Below are 17,674 nucleotides of genomic sequence, written 5' to 3'. Positions count from 1 at the left end.
TCGATGAGCACGACCGCCAAGACCGGGCGCGACGAGACGCCGCCGACCGGTGACGAACGGGAACTGGGCGCGGCCGGCGCCCAGCTCTCCACCGCGCCCGCGGAAGAGGCACCCCACCTGCCCTCCCTCGGCGTCATCGGCTGGGCCCGCTGGTTCTGGCGGCAGCTCACCTCGATGCGGGTCGCGCTGCTGCTGCTCCTGCTGCTGTCGCTGGGCGCGATCCCCGGCTCGCTGATCCCGCAGGAAGGCATCGACGCCACCAAGGTCGAGGACTTCCGCGCCCGGCACGACGTGCTCGCGCCGCTCTACGACAAGCTCGGCCTCTTCCACGTCTACAGCTCGGTGTGGTTCTCCGCGATCTACATCCTGCTGTTCATCTCCCTCATCGGCTGCATCATCCCGCGGACCTGGCAGTTCGTCGGCCAGTTGCGCGGCCGGCCGCCGGGCGCCCCCCGGAAGCTGACCCGGCTGCCCGCCTACACCACCTGGCGCACCGAGGCCGGCCCCGAGCAGGTCCGGGAGGCCGCGCTCGCGCTGCTGAAGAAGCGCCGCTTCCGGGCCCACCTCGCCGGGGACGCCGTCGCCGCCGAGAAGGGCTACCTCCGCGAGGTCGGCAACCTCGCCTTCCACATCGCGCTGATCGTGATGCTGATCGCCTTCGCCTGGGGCCAGTTGTTCAAGTACGAGGGCAACAAGCTGGTCCTGGAGGGCGACGGCTTCTCCAACACGCTCACCCAGTACGACGACTTCAAGTCCGGCAACCTCTTCACCCAGGACGACCTGGACCCGTTCAGCTTCACCCTGAAGGACTTCCACGGCACCTACGAGACCACCGGCCCCAACCGCGGCACCCCCCGCCTCTACCAGGCCGAGGTCACCTACAGCGAGGGCGCCTACGGCAAGGAGAAGTCCACCACCGTCAAGGTCAACGAGCCGCTGGAGATCGACGGCTCCAAGGTCTACCTGGTCAGCCACGGCTACGCGCCCGTCGTCACCGTCCGGGACGCCAAGGGCGAGGTGGTCATGGACCGCGAGGCCGTGGCCCTGCTGCCGCTGGACGCCAACGTCACCTCCTCCGGCGCCATCAAGGTGATGGACGGCTACCGCAACGCCGAGGGCGAGAAGGAACAGCTCGGCTTCAACGCCTTCTTCCTGCCGACCTACGGCGGCAAGGGCAGCGCGATGTACTCCACCTTCCCCGCGCTGCTCAACCCGATGCTCGCGCTCTCCGCCTACCACGGCGACCTCGGGGTCGACGCGGGCATCCCGCAGAGCGTGTACCAGCTCGACCGGACCAACATGAAGGAGTTCAAGGACTCCGACGGCGAGCTGTTCAAGAAGCAGCTCAAGGTCGGCCAGACCATGACGCTCCCGAACGGCGCCGGCTCGGTCACCTTCGACGGCGTCCAGGAGTGGGCCGGCTTCCAGGTCACCCAGCAGCCCGGCAGCGGCTGGGCGCTGGGCGGCGCGGTCGTGGCCGTCTTCGGCCTGGCCGGCTCCCTGTTCATCCAGCGCCGCCGGGTGTGGGTGCGGGCCGTCACGGGCGCCGACGGCGTGACGGTCGTCGAGATGGCCGGCCTCGGCCGCAGCGAGTCCGCCAAGGTGCCCGAGGAACTCGGCGACCTCGCCGGGACCCTGTACGAGCGGGCCCCCGGCGCGCCCGACCCCGACCCCTCCGACTCCCCCGATCCCACCGCCGTATCCGACCCCGCAGCCGCATCTGCCGAGAGGGCTGAGAAGAAGTGACTCTCGCCGCCGTAACCGAACTGGCCGCAACGACCAACGAGCACCTCGCGAACATCAGCAACACGCTGATCTACTCCGCGATGGCGGTCTACACCCTGGCCTTCTTCGCCTACATCGCCGAATGGATTCTCGGCAGCCGCAGCAAGGTCGGCCGCACCGCCGCCGCGCTCACCGCCGACACCGGGACCCGGGCGGGCACCGCACCGGCCGTCACCGTGCGCAAGGCCGGCGGCACCGCCGTACTGGAGCGGCCCCAGGTCGTCGTCCGCTCCGCGGCCGGCGCGCGGGACGTGCCCGACGGGCCCGGCGCCCACGGCGGGACCGAGAAGGGCGACCTCTACGGACGTATCGCCATCTCGCTCACCGTGCTCGCCTTCCTCATCGAGTTCGGCGGCGTGCTCGCCCGCGCCCTGTCGGTGAAGCGGGCGCCGTGGGGCAACATGTACGAGTTCAGCATCACCTTCTCCACCGTCGCCGTCGGTGTGTACCTGGTGCTGCTCCTGCTGAAGAAGAACATCCGCTGGCTCGGCCTCCCCCTGGTCACCACGGTCCTGCTCGATCTCGGACTGGCCGTCACCGTCCTGTACACCGCCAGTGACCAACTGGTTCCCGCGCTCCACTCGTACTGGCTCTACATCCACGTCTCTACGGCGATCTTCTGCGGCGCGGTCTTCTACGTCGGCGCGGTCGCCACGCTGCTGTACCTGTTCAAGGACTCCTACGAGAGCAAGCTCGCCTCCGGCGGCACCCCCGGCCGGTTCGCCGACTCCGTCCTGGACCGGCTGCCCTCCGCGGCCTCCCTGGACAAGTTCTCCTACCGGGTCAACGCCGCCGTCTTCCCGCTGTGGACGTTCACGATCATCGCGGGCGCGATCTGGGCGGGCGACGCCTGGGGCCGCTACTGGGGCTGGGACCCCAAGGAGACCTGGTCCTTCATCACCTGGGTCGCCTACGCCGGCTACCTGCACGCCCGCGCCACCGCCGGCTGGAAGGGCCGCAAGGCCGCCTACCTGGCTTTGATCGCCTTCGCCTGCTGGCTGTTCAACTACTACGGCGTCAACATCTTCGTCTCCGGCAAGCACTCCTACGCGGGCGTCTAGCGCCTGCCGTCCGGTTCAGGCCGCAGGCGCGTGCGCTTGCGCGCCCCGGGGGTCAGGCTGGTGTCATGACCGGTTCCATCGAACAGGGCACCAGCCAGACCCACGGCAGTACGCAGATCCTCCACTTCCTGGTCCGCCTGCCGCGGCCCGTGGCGGAGGTCTGGCCCGCGCTGGCCACCCCGGACGGGCTCGCGGGCTGGTTCACCCCGGCCGACGTCCTCGAACCCCGCCTCGGCGGCGCGGTCACCCTGCGGGGGCTGGGCGGCGGACGCGTCACCGCCTGGGACGTGGAGCGGATCGCCGAGTACTCCGTCGAGGCCGGCGGCCGCATCCGCTTCCACCTGGAACGGGACGGCGACGACGGCACCGCCCTCCGCCTCACCCACGAGTTCCGGGACGGCGACGACTCCGAGCACCGCTGGCGGCTCCGCTTCGACCACCTCATCGCGCTGCTGTCCCGCTCCTCGTGACGTGGTCAGTCCCCCTTGGGGTCCTCGTCCTTCCTCGGGTCCTCGTCGAGGGACTTCAGGAACTCGGGGTTGTCGTCGGGGGCGACCCACTGACGGCGTTCGAAGGACGGTGCGGTGGCGCGCTTCTTGCCGGCGATGATCCAGGAGATCGAGCCGACCAGGGGGAAGAGCAGGACGAGGATCGCCCAGAGCGCTTTGGGCATGTGACGGACGTCGTCGTCCTTGGTGCTGATGCAGTCGATGAACGCGTAGACGCTCAGCGCGAGGGGCACGAGGAACATCAGCACCCGCAGCATGGGGCCTCTCCAGCGAAAGCGGTGGGCGGTACGGGGCCAGGGTAGCCGCTCGGGGATACTGGACCGCATGGCTTACGACGATCTCCGCTCCCTGCTCCGGGCACTGGAACGCGAGGGCGACCTCAAGCGTGTCAAGGCCGAGGTCGACCCGTACCTGGAGGTCGGGGAGATCGTCGACCGGGTGAACAAGGCCGGCGGCCCCGCCCTGCTCTTCGAGAACGTCAAGGGCTCCGACATGCCCCTGGCGATGAACGTCTTCGGCACCGACCGCCGCCTGCTGAAGGCGCTGGGCCTGAAGTCGTACGGGGAGATCTCCGAGAAGATCGGCGGGCTGCTCAAGCCCGAGCTGCCGCAGGGCTTCGTCGGGGTGCGGGAGGCGTTCGGCAAGCTCGGGTCGGTGACCCATCTGCCGCCGAAGAAGGTCAAGCCCGAGAACGCCCCGGTCCAGCAGGTCGTGCTGCGCGGCGACGAGGTGGACCTGGAGCGGCTGCCCGCCCTGTTCACCTGGCCCAAGGACGGCGGGTCCTTCTTCAACCTGGGGCTCACGCACACCAAGGACCCCGAGACCGGGGTCCGCAACCTCGGGCTCTACCGGCTCCAGCGGCACGACAAGCGCACCATCGGGATGCACTGGCAGATCCACAAGGACAGCCGCAACCACTACCAGGTCGCCGCCAGCAGGGGTGAGCGGCTGCCGGTCGCCATCGCCTTCGGGTGTCCGCCCGCCGTGACGTACGCCTCCACCGCGCCGCTGCCCGGGGACATCGACGAGTACCTGTTCGCCGGGTTCGTGCAGGGCAAGCGGATCGAGATGGTCGACTGCAAGACCGTGCCGCTCCAGGTGCCCGCCAACGCCGAGGTCGTCCTGGAGGGATGGCTGGAGCCGGGCGAGATGCTGCCCGAGGGGCCGTTCGGCGACCACACCGGGTTCTACACCCCGCAGGAGCCCTTCCCCGCGCTGACCATCGACTGCGTGACCATGCGCAGGCGCCCGCTGCTCCAGTCGATCGTGGTCGGCCGGCCCCCGACCGAGGACGGGCCGCTGGGACGGGCCACCGAGCGGTTCTTCCTGCCGCTGCTGAAGATCATCGTCCCGGACATCGTGGACTACCACCTCCCGGAGGCGGGCGGCTTCCACAACTGTGCGATCGTGTCGATCGACAAGAAGTACCCCAAACACGCCCAGAAGGTGATGCACGCCATCTGGGGCGCGCACATGATGTCCCTGACCAAGCTGATCGTGGTCGTCGACGCCGACTGCGACGTCCACGACCTGCACGAGGTCGCCTGGCGGGCGCTCGGCAACACCGACTACGCCCGCGACCTCACGGTCGTGGAAGGTCCCGTCGACCACCTCGACCACGCCTCCTACCAGCAGTTCTGGGGCGGCAAGGCGGGCATCGACGCGACGCGCAAGCTCCCCGAGGAGGGGTACACACGGGACGGGGGCTGGCCGGACATGGTCGTGTCCGACCCGGAGACACACGACCGGGTGACCCGGCGCTGGAAGGAGTACGGGCTGTGAGCAGCGAAGCCACCCTCGGCGAGGGCAGCGCGAACCACGCTCCCCGCACGCGCGGGGGTGTTCCGGCGTTCCTGCGCCTGGTGATGATCGAGCACTCGGTGTTCGCGCTGCCCTTCGCCTACATCGCCTCGCTGACCGCGATGTACGACTGGGACCGCAACATCCACTGGGGCAAGCTGCTGCTGGTGACCGTCTGCATGGTGGGCCTGCGCACCTTCGCGATGGCCGTCAACCGGATCATCGACCGCGAGATCGACGCCCGGAACCCGCGCACCGCCCACCGCGAGCTGGTCACCGGCGCGATGTCGGTCAAGCACGCCTGGACCGGCGCGCTCATCGCCCTCGTCGTCTTCCTCGGCGCCGCCGCGCTGCTCAACCCGCTCTGCCTCGCCCTCGCGCCCATCGCGGTGATCCCGATGGTGGTCTACCCGTACGGCAAGCGGTTCACGAACTTCCCGCAGGCCATCCTCGGGCTCGCCCAGGCCATGGGCCCGATCGGCGGCTGGCTGGCGATCAGCGGCGAGTGGTCCTGGCCCGCGGTGATCCTCGGCCTCGCGGTCGGCGTCTGGATCGGCGGCTTCGACCTGATCTACGCCTGCCAGGACGTCGAGACCGACCGCCGCATCGGCGTCAGGTCGGTCCCGGCCCGCTTCGGCATCCCCGCGGCGATCTGGGGAGCGCGCGCCTGCCACACCGTGACGACGGCCCTCTTCGTCTGGTACGCCCTCGCCACCGACGCCGGTGCCTTCTTCTGGCTCGGCCTGCTGGTCGTCGCGGGCGCCTTCGGGTACGAGCACACCATCGTCCGGCCGAACGACCTCTCCCGCCTCAACCGGGCCTTCTTCTCGGTCAACGGGTTCATCGGCATCGCCCTGTTCGTGTGCGCGCTGCTCGACCTGCTGGTCCGGGGGCTGACCGTCTGAGTTCGGCCCGGACGGCGCACCGGTACGCTCAAGACGTGAACGCAGGAGAAACGCAGCGCACACCTTGGATCGTGGGGGTCTCCGGAGCATCCGGCACCCCGTACGCCGCCGCCGTGCTGCGTGCGCTGCTCGACGCCGGTGAGAGCGTCGACCTGGTCGTCAGCCGGGCCTCGCGGCTCACCCTGCTGGACGAGACCGGCATCTCCTTCCGGGACGCCCACTGGCGCGAGGACCTGCGCGAATGGCTCGCCCGCGGCGCCGACGGCAAGCCCGGCACCTTCACCGTCGACCTCGACCGGGTGCGGTACTGGAGCGCGGGGGACCTCGCGGCCGGGCCGTCCTCCGGGTCGTACCCCGCGAAGGGGATGCTGATCGTGCCCGCCTCCACGGCGTGCGTGGCCGGGGTCGCGCTCGGGCTGTCGAAGGACCTTCTGCAGCGCGCGGCCAGCGTGACCCTCAAGGAGGGCCGCAAGCTGGTGGTGTCCGTCCGGGAGACGCCGCTGGACGGGGGGACCCTGCGCCATCTGGTCGCCCTCGACGACGCGGGCGCGGCCGTGGTGCCCGCCTCGCCGGGCTTCTACGCGGGCGCCACCCACATCCAGGACCTGGTGGACTTCGTCGCCGGGCGGGTGCTCGACGCGGCGGGCGTCGCGCACGGCCTGTACCGGCGGTGGCGGGGCGAACTGGGCGGCGGGGCACGGCCGGTCCGCTGAGCACGAGAACTTTTCCCCGAATTCCTCTGACCTCATTCATCGGAAGGCTTCGATCGCATGGACGCGGTGGACAGGCAGCTCATCCAGGCTCTGCGGGAGAACGGGCGGGCCTCCTACGCGGAGCTGGGGCGCCTGGTCGGACTGTCGGGGCCCAGCGTCACCGACCGCATCAACCGGCTGGAGGCGGCCGGTGTCATCACCGGTTACCGGGCCACGGTGGACGCCGCCTCGCTGGGCCTCGGCGTCACCGCCCTCATCGGCATCTCGCTCTCCGACGCCGCCGACCACGAGGACGTGGCGCAGCGGCTGAAGGAGCTGCGGGAGATCGAGGACTGCTGGTTCATCGCCGGCGACGACTCCTACATGCTCAAGGTGCGGGCGACCGACGTGGACGGCCTGGAGCGGATCATCCGCCGGCTCTCCGGCACGAAGGGCGTCTCCCGCACCCGTACCACGATCGTGCTCTCCACGAAGTGGGAGAACCGGGTTGGGGAACTGCCGGAAGAGGTCTAGGCGTACCGTTGGTCGGGTTGTCGAGGAAAGGTGTGGGCATGGACGTCGGGCTCAAGCGCGAGCTGGAGGAGAAGGTCCGTTCCGGTGAGCGGCTGACCCGCGAGGACGGCATCGCGCTGTACGAGTCGGACGACCTGGCCTGGCTCGGCGGCCTCGCGCACGAGGTGCGGACGCGGAAGAACGGCGACGTCGTCCACTTCAACGTCAACCGCCACCTCAACATGACCAATGTGTGCACCGCGTCCTGCGCGTACTGCTCCTTCCAGCGCAAGCCGGGGGAGAAGGACGCGTACACGATGCGCATCGAGGAGGCGGTGAAGCTCGCCAAGGAGATGGAGAGCGAGAACCTCACCGAGCTGCACATCGTCAACGGGCTGCACCCGAACCTGCCGTGGCGGTACTACCCCCGCTCGCTGCGGGAGCTGAAGGCCGCGCTGCCGCACGTGTCGCTGAAGGCGTTCACCGCGACCGAGATCCACCACTTCGAGACGATCAGCGGTCTGTCGGCCTCCGAGATCCTCGACGAGCTGATCGACGCGGGCCTGGAGTCGCTGACCGGCGGCGGCGCGGAGATCTTCGACTGGGAGGTCCGGCAGCACATCGTCGACCACCGCACCCACTGGGAGGACTGGTCGCGCATCCACAGGCTGGCGCACGAGAAGGGGCTCAAGACCCCGTGCACCATGTTGTACGGCCACATCGAGGAGCCCCGGCACCGGGTCGACCACGTGCTGCGGCTGCGTGAACTCCAGGACGAGACCGGCGGCTTCCAGGTCTTCATCCCGCTGCGCTACCAGCACGACTTCGTGGACATGAAGGACGGCAAGATCCGCAACCGGCTCCAGGCGCGGACCCAGATGGCGACCGGCGCGGAGGCGCTGAAGACGTTCGCGGTGTCGCGGCTGCTGTTCGACAACGTGCCGCACGTCAAGGTCTTCTGGGTGATGCACGGTGTGCAGACGGCGCAGCTCGCGCTCCAGCACGGCGCCGACGACATGGACGGGTCCGTGGTCGAGTACAAGATCACGCACGACGCGGACAACTACGGCACGCCGAACAAGCTGACCCGTGAGGACCTGCTCGACCTGATCCGCGACGCCGGGTTCCGGCCGGTGGAGCGGAACACGCGGTACGAGATCATCCGCGAGTACGACGGGCCCGACGCGGGGCGCCGGGACGAGCCGCAGCCGATGCGGGTCTGAGTCCCGACGCCGGGCGCGACCGGCCCCGTCCGCCCGCGCCCGGCGGCAGGGCGTACGCCCATTCGTAATGGCTACCATGGTCGTGTGCCTCTTACCTTTACTCTCGATCCCGCCGTCACCCCCGCCCTGCGCGACGGCGTGCTCGACCTGTGGACCGATGTCTCCGAGGCCGGCGGCTCGGTGGGCTTCGTGCCGCCCGTGACCCGCGAGGAGATCCGCCCCGAACTGGTCAAGCACCTGGTCGCCATGGCCGAGGGCCGCGCCCGGCTGCTAGTCGGGCACGACGAGGACGGACGGGTGGCCGCCACCGCGTTCCTCACCTTCAACACCCACCGGCTGATGACGCACTGGCTGTGGCTCTACACGGTGATGGTCCACCCCCGCCACCAGGGCCAGGGGTACGGCCGCGACCTGCTGGCCGCCGCCGCCGACGCGGCCCGCGCCTGCGAGGGCATCGAGGCGATCCGGCTGACCTGCCGGGGCGGCACCGGCCTGGAGCGGTTCTACGCCTCCTGCGGCTACAAGGAGGTCGGCCGGGTGCCCGGCGCGATCCGGGTGGCGCCCGGCGACGACCGCGACGACGTGTTCATGCTGCTGCCGCTGACCTGAAGCCCGTACCCCCGTGCGGAACCGGTGGTCCGGCGTGCTTCACTGGACGTGCCCCTTTGTGCCGGAAACGGAAGAGTGGATTGAGATGCTCCGCTACACGCTGATGCGCCTCGGGATCTTCGTGGGCTGCCTCGTGGTCGTCTGGGGTCTCGTCTACTCCGGCGTCTTCCCGCGCGGCCTCGGCGACTCCAACGGCATGTGGATCGTCCTGCTGGCGCTGCTGATCTCGGCCCCGATCAGCTTCGTCGCGCTGCGCAAGGAGCGCGACCGCGCCTCCGTGCAGGTCGTCAGCCGGGTGGACCGGATGAAGTCCAGCCTGGACGCCAACCGCAGCCAGGAGGACGTCGCCGACGACGCCACCCGGGCCCAGGGCCAGACCACCTGACCCGACCCCGATCCCGTACCAGCGCCCCGGTCCGCCGGGGCGCTTTGCGTTGCGCGGGGAGAAGGTGCGTTCCACCTCTCAAAGTCAGGCTATGGGCGTCTCAAAGCAATAGTGTTAATGTCGTATACATGAAGTCGGTAGCCGCACCCCCGTTCCCCGCGAGCGTCCCGCTCGTGCAGCGGCTGCACGTGGACCTCTGCCGGTGCGCGTCCGCGAGCTGTCGCCCCTGACGTCCCCCCGCTTCTCCCCGCCCGTCACGTCAGCCCTGCGCGTCCCGTCCCCCTACGGAGCCTGTCCGTGTCCTCACCCACCAAGTCCTTCAAGGTGCCCTTCTGGGCCCAGATCATCGCCGGTCTCGTCGCGGGCGTCCTGCTCGGCTGGCTCGCCCGCGGCCAGGACGTGTCCTGGCTGGTCACGACCCTGGACAAGATCGGCAGCATCTTCATCGGCCTGCTGAAGCTGGCCGTCGCCCCGCTGGTCTTCTTCGCGATCCTGGTCTCGATCACCAACCTGCGGAAGGTCAACAACGCGGCCCGCCTGGCGTCCCGCACCCTCCTCTGGTTCATGATCACGTCGCTGATCGCGGTGGCCATCGGCCTCGTCATCGGCCTGGTCACCAACCCCGGCGCCGGCACCGGCCTCACCCCGAAGGACGGCGCCAAGCCCGACCACACCGGTTCCTGGCTCGACTTCCTCACCGGCATCGTCCCGACCGACGTGATCACGCCGTTCACCGAGCTGAACGTGCTCCAGATCGTCTTCATGGCCGCCGTCGCCGGTATCGCCGCCCTCCAGCTCGGCGACAAGGCCAAGCCGATCCTGACCCTGAGCGAGTCCGTCCTCGAACTCCTCCAGAAGGCCCTGTGGTGGGTCATCCGCCTCGCCCCGCTCGGCACCGTCGGCCTGATCGGCACCGCCATCGCGACCTACGGCTGGGACCTGATCGGCAAGTACGCCACCTTCACCGCCGACATCTACGTCGGCTGCGCGCTCGTGCTGTTCGTGGTCTACCCGACGCTGCTGGCGACCGTCGCCAAGGCCAACCCGCTGCAGTTCTTCAAGGGCGCCTGGCCCGCGATCCAGTTGGCCTTCGTCTCCCGCTCCTCGGTGGGCACCATGCCGCTGACCCAGAAGGTCACCGAGCGGCTCGGCGTGCCGAAGGAGTACGCGTCCTTCGCGGTGCCGTTCGGCGCCACCACCAAGATGGACGGCTGCGCCGCGATCTACCCGGCGATCGCCGCGATCTTCGTCGCGCAGATCTTCGACATCCAGCTCAACGTCGGCGACTACCTGCTGATCGCGTTCGTCTCGGTGGTCGGCTCCGCCGCCACGGCCGGCCTCACCGGCGCCACCGTCATGCTGACGCTGACCCTCTCCACGCTGGGCCTGCCCATGGAGGGCGTCGGTCTGCTCCTCGCCATCGACCCGATCCTGGACATGATGCGCACCGCGACCAACGTCGCCGGCCAGGCCCTGATCCCGGTCATCGTCTCCGCCCGCGAGGGCCTGCTCGACCGGGACGCCTACGACCGGGCGCACAGCTCCCCGATCGACGAGCCGGAGCCGGAGCCGGAGCCGGTCCGCGACGAGCCCCGGGTACCGGCCGCCGCGTAGGACGCGGTCCGACGACCGCCGCACGGACCGTACGCTGATCCGCATGGGTGCCGGAAAGACCAAGCGGATGCCGCGTGCGGTCCGTGAGCAGCAGATGCTGGACGCCGCCGTACAGACCTTCGCGCGGCGCGGGTACACGGCCGCGTCGATGGACGAGATCGCCGAACTGGCGGGCGTGTCCAAGCCGCTGGTCTATCTGTACCTGAACTCCAAGGAAGACCTCTTCACCGCCGTCGTCCGCCGCGAGGCCCGCGCCCTCGCCGAGGCCGTCCGGGCCGGTGCCCGGCCCGCCGGGGAGCCCGCCGACCGCCAACTGTGGAACGGGCTGCGGGCGTTCTTCACCCACACCGCCCAGCACCCCGACGGCTGGGCGGTGCTGCATCTCCAGGCCCGCACCCACGGGGAGCGGTTCGCCGCCGAGGTGGCGGCGGCCCGCGAGGAGATCGTCGCCTTCGTCACCCAGCTCATCGCCGCCGCGGCCCGCGACGCCCACCGCGATCCCGACCTGCCCGAACGGGAGGTCGCCGGGCTCGCCGAGGCCCTGGTCGGCGCCGCCGAGTCGCTCGCCGACTGGGCGGGCGCCACCCCGGGCGTCACGGCCCGGCAGGCGGCGGCGACCCTGATGAACTTCGCCTGGGCCGGCCTCGACGACCTGATGCGGGGCCGGCCCTGGATACCGCCGGAGGACGACGCCGGGGAGGGGGCGGCCGTCCGGGCGGGGTAGCGGCCCGACCGGGCGGGCCGGCGCGCGGGCCGGTCGGGGTGGCGCGCGGGCCGGTCGGGGTGGCGCTCACAGTGGCCGTACCTCGCCGGTGACGTGCAGTCGCCCGTCCGCGCCCCGCAGCTCGAAGCGCCCGTCCTCCGCCCCGTACGTCACCGTCCCCGGCAGCGGGACCGGCGCCCGGAACTCCGCTCGTACCGTCACCGCCTCCGGTGTGCCGTGCTCGGCCAGGCACCGGGCGGCCGTCCACATGCCGTGCGCGATGGCGCGGGGGAAGCCGAAGAGGCGCGCGGTGAGCGGGTGCAGGTGGATCGGGTTGCGGTCCCCGGACGCGGCGGCGTACCGGCGCCCGAGGTCCCCCGCGACCCGCCACTCGGCCCGTACGGGAAGGGGGTCGGGCCGTGCCGCGGAGGGGGCGCCGTCCGGTGTGCCGTGCCGGGCCAGGTACGTGCTGCGGGACTCCCACCGCGGCTCCCCGCCCGCCCGCAGTTCCGTCACGACGGTGGCCTCCGTGCCCCGGCGGTGCGGGGCCAGCCCGGCGACGTGGACGGCGAGTTCGTACTCCCCGCCGGCCGGCAGCGGGGCCCGGCGGGTGATGTCCAGCGACGTGTGGACCAGGCCGAGCAGCGGCAGCGGGAAGTCCCGCGCGCTCATCAGCCGCATCGCCAGCGGAAAGCCCAGGACGTGCGGATACGTCACGGGCAGCGTGTCCGAGCCGACCGGGAGGCCGCACACCCGCTCGTACGCCGCCAGCCTGGCGAGGTCCGCGGTCAGGCCCGGCAGGACCAGGCGGACGCGGGGGAACTCCGCGCCGGGGCGCGGCCGTTTGACCGGGGAGAGCAGCGCGCCCCGGGCCAGCAGCGGCGGCAGGGCGGGCACCGACCTCAGCGTGCCGGTGCGGTACGCGGCGGTGGTCATCACGCCCCCAGCAGGCTCTGGCCGCAGACCCGCACGACCTGGCCGTTGACCGCGCCGGACGCGGGGTGCGCGAGCCAGGCCGTGGTCTCGGCGACGTCGACGGGCAGGCCGCCCTGGGCGAGGGAGTTCATCCGGCGGCCGGCCTCCCGGATGAACAGCGGGATCGCGGCCGTCATCTTCGTCTCGATGAAGCCCGGCGCGACCGCGTTGACGGTCACCCCGTGCTCGGCGAGGGCGCGCGGCGCGAGCGCGCGGACCAGGCCGATGATCCCGGCCTTGCTGGCGCCGTAGTTGGTCTGCCCGGCGTTCCCCGCGATGCCCGCGATGGACGCCGTCGCCACGATCCGGCCGCCCGCCTTCAGCGTCCCGGCGGCGAGCAGCGCGTCGGTGGTGCGCAGCACGCTCGCCAGGTTGACGTCGAGGACGGAACTCCAGCGGTCGGCGGGCATGTTGACCAGCCTGCGGTCCCGGGTGACGCCCGCGTTGTGGATCAGCACGTCGAGTCCGTCGGGCAGCGCCGCGGCGATCCGGGCGCCCGCGTCGGCGGCCGTGATGTCGAGGGCGAGGGCGGTGCCGCCGAGCCGGCCGGCGACGCGGCGGGCGTCCGCCTCGGCCCCCGGCACGTCGAGGACGACCACGTGGGCGCCGTCCCGGGCGAGGGTCTCGGCGACCGCCGCACCGATGCCGCGTGCCCCGCCGGTCACCAGGGCGGTGCGGCCGGCGAGGGGCCGGGCGGGGTCGGCGGGGGCGGTGACCGGGCCCGCGCCGACGCCGATCACCTGGCCGCTGACGTAGGCCGATCTCGGGGAGAGCAGGAAGCGGAGCGTGGACTCGGCGGCCGGTCCGTCGGCCGTCCGGACCAGGTTGACGGTCCTGCCCCGGCCGATCTCCTTGCCGAGGGAGCGGATGAATCCCTCCAGAGCCTGCTGGGCGGCGGCGCGATGGTGGTCACGGGCGCCGAGGGACGCTCCCGCGCCGAGCGATCCCGCGCCGAGGGACGAGTCCGCACCACGGGGCGGGCCCGCGTCGAGCGGCGTCCTCGCGCCGGGAGACGAGCCCGTACCGAGCGGCGTCCCCGCGTCCAACGGTGCGCCGAGCACGACCACCCGCCCCCCGGCCGCGACCGACCGCACCACGGGATGCAGCGCCGCGTGCACCTCCGCCAGCCCGTCGACGTCCCGCACCCCGGTGGCGTCCAGGACGACGGCGGCGGGGCGGTCGGACGCGTCCGCGCGCAGGCAGGACAGGTCCAGTTCGGACTTCCCGGCCGTCAGCAGCAGTGTCCCGCCGTCCAGTTCGGGGTGCTCCGGCGACCAGCGGCGCAGTGGCGCCGGCTGCGGCAGACCGAACCGCCGGGTCAGGAAACGGCCCGGCGCGGTGCCGGTGAAGCTCAGATAGCGGTCGGCCATGCGTGACTCCCAGCTCCCGATCTGCTTACTCTGGAGTAAGGTTACCGTAGGTAATACTAGGTGGGGTCGGACCGGTCCCGTTCGGTGGAGGAGCAGATCGAGATGAGTTCCCTTGAGTCCGCGCGGGTCCGCCGGGTCGCGGTCGTCGGCGGTGCGCGCATCCCCTTCGCCCGCTCCGACGGCCCGTACGCCACCGCGTCCAACCAGGAGATGCTGACCGCCGCCCTGGACGCGCTGGCCGAGCGGTACGGCCTCCAGGAGCCCGGCGCGGTCGGCGAGTTCGTGGCCGGCGCGGTCCTCAAGCACAGCCGCGACTTCAACCTCGCCCGCGAGACCCTCCTCGGCTCGGCGCTGGACCCGCGCACCCCCGCCTACGACATCCAGCAGGCGTGCGGCACCGGCCTCCAGGCCGTGATCGCCGCCGCCAACAAGATCGCCCTCGGCCAGACCGAATCGGCGGTCGCGGGCGGCGCCGACACCGCCAGCGACGCCCCGCTCGGCGTCAACGACCGGCTGCGGCGCATCCTGCTCCAGGCCCGCCGCGCGAAGTCGGTGGGCGACCGGCTCAAGGCCCTCGCCCAGGTACGGCCCGCGCACCTGGTCCCCGACATCCCGCGCAACGCCGAGCCGCGCACCGGCCTGTCCATGGGGGAGCACGCCGCCGTCACCGCCCGCGCCTGGGGCGTCACCCGCCAGGCCCAGGACGAACTGGCCGCCACCAGCCACCAGCGCCTGGCGGCGGCGTACGAACGCGGCTTCTTCCAGGACCTGGTGGTCCCCTTCCGGGGCCTGGCCCGCGACCAGAACCTGCGCCCCGGCTCCACCCCGCGGAAGCTGGCCGGACTGAAGCCGGTCTTCGGCCTCGCCCACCCCGACCCGACCATGACGGCCGGCAACTCCACCCCGCTGACGGACGGCGCCGCCACCGTACTGCTGGCGAGCGAGGAGTGGGCCGCGGCCCGGGGGCTGGAGCCGCTGGCGTACCTGACCGCGTACGAGACGGCCGCCGTCGACTTCGTGGCCGGGGACGTCACCGGCGGCGAGGACGGGCTGCTGATGGCCCCGGCGTACGCGGTCCCGCGGATGCTGGAGCGGGCCGGGCTCGGTATCGAGGACTTCGACCTGATCGAGATCCACGAGGCGTTCGCCTCCCAGGTCCTCGCCACCCTCGCGGCCTGGGAGAAGCGGGGCCTGGCCCCCGTGGACCGCGCGAAGCTCAACGTGGCCGGGTCCTCGCTGGCGACCGGCCACCCCTTCGCCGCCACCGGCGCCCGGATCGTGGCCACCCTGGCCAAGCTGCTCGCCGAACGCGAGGGGCCGGGCCGGGGGCTGATCTCGATCTGCGCGGCCGGCGGCCAGGGGGTCACCGCCATTCTGGAGCGAAACTGACGTACTGGCAGGTAACCCCCGAGACTGCACACCCCCGGCGCCGTACCGTTCCCGAACCCGCACCAACTCCCCACGTGCGCCCCGTACGATCGCCGACCTGACCGCCGGACCTCCCCCTTCGTGGTCCTCCGGTGAACGCCTCGGCGCGCGAGGCACGTACGTCACGCAGCAGAGCAGCGCCGCCGCACGTCCCAGGAGCCGCCCGTGTCCACACCGCTTCCCTCCTTCGCCGCGTCCGCCGCCTACGCCGACGCGCCCGGACCCGTCCTCGTCGCGCCCGAGATACGGAAGCTGGACGGGGTGGTACGGGAGGCGTACGTACCGCCGTTCGCGCCCCCGGTGCGGCACGGGTCGCTCGCCGAGCTGCCCTTCGACAACGCGCGGGCGGTCCCGGACAAGGTGGTGCTCAACCGCCGGGGCCCGGACGGGCGGTGGCGGGACGTGACGGCGGCCGAGTTCGCCGGGCAGGTCCGGGCGGTCGCCAGGGGCATGATCGCCGAGGGGCTGATGCCGGGCGACCGCCTCGCCGTGATGGCCCGCACGACCTACGAGTGGACCCTGCTGGACTTCGCCGCCTGGGCCGCCGGACTGGTCACCGTCCCCGTCTACCCGACCTCCTCCCTCTTCCAGACCCGCTGGATACTCCAGGACTCCGGCGCCGTCGCCCTCGCCACCGAGACCACCGCCCAGGCGGCGGCCCTCGGCCCGGAACTCGACCGGCTGCCCGACCTCAAGCACCTGTGGGTCATGGACAAGGACCACGTCGACCGGCTCGCGGAACTCGGCGAGCGGACACCCGACGCCGAGGTCGACGTCCGCCGGGGCATGCTGAGCCCCAGCACCCTCGCCACCCTCATCTACACCTCCGGCACCACCGGCCGGCCCAAAGGCTGCGCCCTCACCCACGGCAACTTCTTCGCCGAGGTCGACAACGCCATCGAGCTGCTCTACCCCGTCTTCAAGGCGAGCACGGACGAGGACCCCTCGATCCTGCTCTTCCTGCCCATGTCCCACGTCTTCGGCCGCATGGTCGCCGTCGCCTGCGTCCGCGCCCGGGTCCGCCTCGGCCACGCGCCGAGTCTGAGACCCGAGGAGCTGCTGCCGGACCTCGCCGCCTTCCGCCCGACCTGCCTGCTGACCATCCCGTACATGCTGGAGAAGGTCTACAACAGCGCCCGCGCCAAGGCCGAGTCGGGCGGCCGGACCGCCACCTTCGACCGCGCCGCCTCGGTCGCCGTACGGTACGGCGAGGCGCTGGAGGCCCGGCAGACCGGCACCGGCACCGGCCCCTCCCGCTCCCTGAAGACCGCCCGCGCCTGCTACGACCCGCTGGTCTACCGCAAGATCCGCAACGCCATGGGCGGCCGGGTCAAGTACGCCATCTGCGGCGGCTCCCCGCTCGGCCGCCGCCTCGCCGCCTTCTACGCCGGCGCCGGCATCGAGATCTTCGAGGGCTACGGCCTCACCGAGACGACCGCCGCCGCCACCGTCACCCCGCCGCTCAAGCCTCGCCTCGGCACGGTCGGCTGGCCGCTGCCCGGCACCCGCGTCCGGATCGCCGCCGACGGCGAGATCCTGCTGGCCGGCGAGCAGGTCCTGCACGGCTACTGGGACCCGCGGGCGGGCGGCGTGGTGCCCGCCGCCCCCGACGGCTGGTTCGCCACCGGCGACCTCGGGGGCCTCGACGACGAGGGCTACCTCACCATCACCGGCCGCAAGAAGGAACTGCTGATCACGGCCGGCGGCAAGAGCGTCGCCCCGGCCCCGCTGGAGAACTGGCTGCGCTCCCATCCCCTCATCTCCCAGTGCCTGATCGTCGGCGACCGCCGCCCCTATGTCGCCGCGCTGATCACCCTCGACCCGGAGGGCGTCACCCACTGGCGCCGGATGAACGGCAAGCACCCGGTACCGCCGGAGCTGCTCGTGGACGACGCGGAACTGCGCGCCGTCCTCCAGCGGGCGGTCGACGAGGCCAACAAGCTCGTCTCCCGCCCCGAGTCCATCCGCCGCTTCACCGTCCTGCCCAGGGACTTCACGGAGTACGAGGGCCATCTCACCCCCTCGATGAAGCTGCGCCGCGAGACGATCGTGCGGGACTTCGCGGACGCGGTGGAGGGCCTGTACCGGGGGTGAGCGGGCGG

The 17,674-nt window shown here is 71.8% G+C and carries 17 protein-coding genes; 14 read left to right on the top strand and 3 right to left on the bottom strand.

Features of this window, described 5'->3' with window-relative positions; translation table 11 throughout:
- The first annotated feature begins 3 nt into the window (after positions 1 to 3).
- The 3 genes from ACFY32_RS06620 (at position 4) to ACFY32_RS06610 (ending at position 3,316) form a co-directional block, all read left to right on the top strand.
- Complete coding sequence (locus ACFY32_RS06620) at positions 4 to 1,746, top strand: cytochrome c biogenesis protein ResB (protein WP_390673577.1); 1,743 nt, start codon at positions 4 to 6, stop codon at positions 1,744 to 1,746.
- A complete protein-coding gene (gene ccsB / locus ACFY32_RS06615) occupies positions 1,743 to 2,846 on the top strand; it encodes a c-type cytochrome biogenesis protein CcsB (protein ID WP_390673576.1) in 1,104 nt (367 codons plus the stop codon). Before ACFY32_RS06620 ends, ccsB begins: the two co-directional genes overlap by 4 nt.
- Before the next feature lie 65 nt (positions 2,847 to 2,911).
- On the top strand, positions 2,912 to 3,316 hold the full coding sequence (locus ACFY32_RS06610) for an SRPBCC domain-containing protein (protein WP_359189624.1): 405 nt from the start codon (positions 2,912 to 2,914) through the stop codon (positions 3,314 to 3,316).
- A 5-nt stretch (positions 3,317 to 3,321) separates the two neighbouring features.
- Here the strand turns inward: ACFY32_RS06610 and ACFY32_RS06605 are convergent, their stop codons facing one another.
- Complete coding sequence (locus ACFY32_RS06605; protein ID WP_359189622.1) at positions 3,322 to 3,612, bottom strand: PLD nuclease N-terminal domain-containing protein; 291 nt, start codon at positions 3,610 to 3,612, stop codon at positions 3,322 to 3,324.
- Positions 3,613 to 3,679: 67 nt separating this feature from the next.
- Here ACFY32_RS06605 and ACFY32_RS06600 point away from each other — a divergent pair, with 67 nt between their 5' ends.
- From ACFY32_RS06600 to ACFY32_RS06560, 9 genes are all read left to right on the top strand, one after another.
- Positions 3,680 to 5,137, top strand: a complete 1,458-nt coding sequence (locus ACFY32_RS06600) for a menaquinone biosynthesis decarboxylase (RefSeq protein WP_359189619.1) — start codon at positions 3,680 to 3,682, stop codon at positions 5,135 to 5,137.
- A 71-nt stretch (positions 5,138 to 5,208) separates the two neighbouring features.
- Positions 5,209 to 6,060: a menaquinone biosynthesis prenyltransferase MqnP gene (gene mqnP, locus ACFY32_RS06595; RefSeq protein WP_390673611.1), complete on the top strand. Its 852-nt coding sequence runs from the start codon at positions 5,209 to 5,211 to the stop codon at positions 6,058 to 6,060.
- Positions 6,061 to 6,095: 35 nt separating this feature from the next.
- On the top strand, positions 6,096 to 6,773 hold the full coding sequence (locus ACFY32_RS06590) for a UbiX family flavin prenyltransferase (RefSeq protein WP_359189613.1): 678 nt from the start codon (positions 6,096 to 6,098) through the stop codon (positions 6,771 to 6,773).
- A 57-nt stretch (positions 6,774 to 6,830) separates the two neighbouring features.
- Positions 6,831 to 7,286 (top strand): Lrp/AsnC family transcriptional regulator, encoded by a 456-nt coding sequence (locus ACFY32_RS06585; protein ID WP_190207638.1) that lies wholly within the window; start codon positions 6,831 to 6,833, stop codon positions 7,284 to 7,286.
- Positions 7,287 to 7,324: 38 nt separating this feature from the next.
- The gene (gene mqnE / locus ACFY32_RS06580; protein WP_359189609.1) at positions 7,325 to 8,488 is read left to right on the top strand and encodes an aminofutalosine synthase MqnE; all 1,164 of its coding nucleotides are present in this window, start codon (positions 7,325 to 7,327) and stop codon (positions 8,486 to 8,488) included.
- An 84-nt stretch (positions 8,489 to 8,572) separates the two neighbouring features.
- Entirely contained in the window at positions 8,573 to 9,097 is a 525-nt protein-coding gene (locus ACFY32_RS06575) for a GNAT family N-acetyltransferase (protein WP_359189606.1), read from the top strand.
- An 85-nt stretch (positions 9,098 to 9,182) separates the two neighbouring features.
- On the top strand, positions 9,183 to 9,482 hold the full coding sequence (locus ACFY32_RS06570; RefSeq protein ID WP_390673575.1) for a DUF4229 domain-containing protein: 300 nt from the start codon (positions 9,183 to 9,185) through the stop codon (positions 9,480 to 9,482).
- A 291-nt stretch (positions 9,483 to 9,773) separates the two neighbouring features.
- Positions 9,774 to 11,096, top strand: coding sequence for a dicarboxylate/amino acid:cation symporter (locus ACFY32_RS06565; RefSeq protein ID WP_390673610.1), 1,323 nt, complete (start codon positions 9,774 to 9,776; stop codon positions 11,094 to 11,096).
- Positions 11,097 to 11,139: 43 nt separating this feature from the next.
- Positions 11,140 to 11,820 carry a TetR/AcrR family transcriptional regulator gene (locus tag ACFY32_RS06560; protein WP_390673574.1) on the top strand — a complete coding sequence of 227 codons (681 nt, stop codon included), beginning with the start codon at positions 11,140 to 11,142 and terminating at the stop codon, positions 11,818 to 11,820.
- Between the two features lie 66 nt (positions 11,821 to 11,886).
- On the opposite strand, the gene ACFY32_RS06555 is transcribed toward ACFY32_RS06560, so the two are convergent.
- Both ACFY32_RS06555 and ACFY32_RS06550 read right to left on the bottom strand, forming a co-directional pair.
- Entirely contained in the window at positions 11,887 to 12,735 is an 849-nt protein-coding gene (locus ACFY32_RS06555) for a MaoC/PaaZ C-terminal domain-containing protein (RefSeq protein ID WP_390673573.1), read from the bottom strand.
- A complete protein-coding gene (locus ACFY32_RS06550) occupies positions 12,735 to 14,144 on the bottom strand; it encodes a 3-oxoacyl-ACP reductase (protein WP_390673572.1) in 1,410 nt (469 codons plus the stop codon). The genes ACFY32_RS06555 and ACFY32_RS06550 overlap by 1 nt, the downstream gene beginning before the upstream one ends.
- Positions 14,145 to 14,246: 102 nt before the next feature.
- Between ACFY32_RS06550 and ACFY32_RS06545 the strand changes: the two genes are divergently transcribed.
- Together ACFY32_RS06545 and ACFY32_RS06540 are read left to right on the top strand one after the other, a co-directional pair.
- A complete protein-coding gene (locus ACFY32_RS06545; protein ID WP_390673571.1) occupies positions 14,247 to 15,533 on the top strand; it encodes an acetyl-CoA C-acetyltransferase in 1,287 nt (428 codons plus the stop codon).
- A gap of 204 nt (positions 15,534 to 15,737) precedes the next feature.
- Positions 15,738 to 17,666, top strand: a complete 1,929-nt coding sequence (locus tag ACFY32_RS06540; RefSeq protein WP_359189588.1) for an AMP-dependent synthetase/ligase — start codon at positions 15,738 to 15,740, stop codon at positions 17,664 to 17,666.
- Positions 17,667 to 17,674: the final 8 nt, after the last annotated feature.

It is taken from the genome of Streptomyces sp. NPDC000134, from assembly GCF_042899225.1.
Taxonomy (GTDB): Bacteria; Actinomycetota; Actinomycetes; order Streptomycetales; family Streptomycetaceae; genus Streptomyces.
Note: the sequence above shows the minus strand (reverse complement) of the source record. Positions and strands in the feature narration are given on the sequence as shown.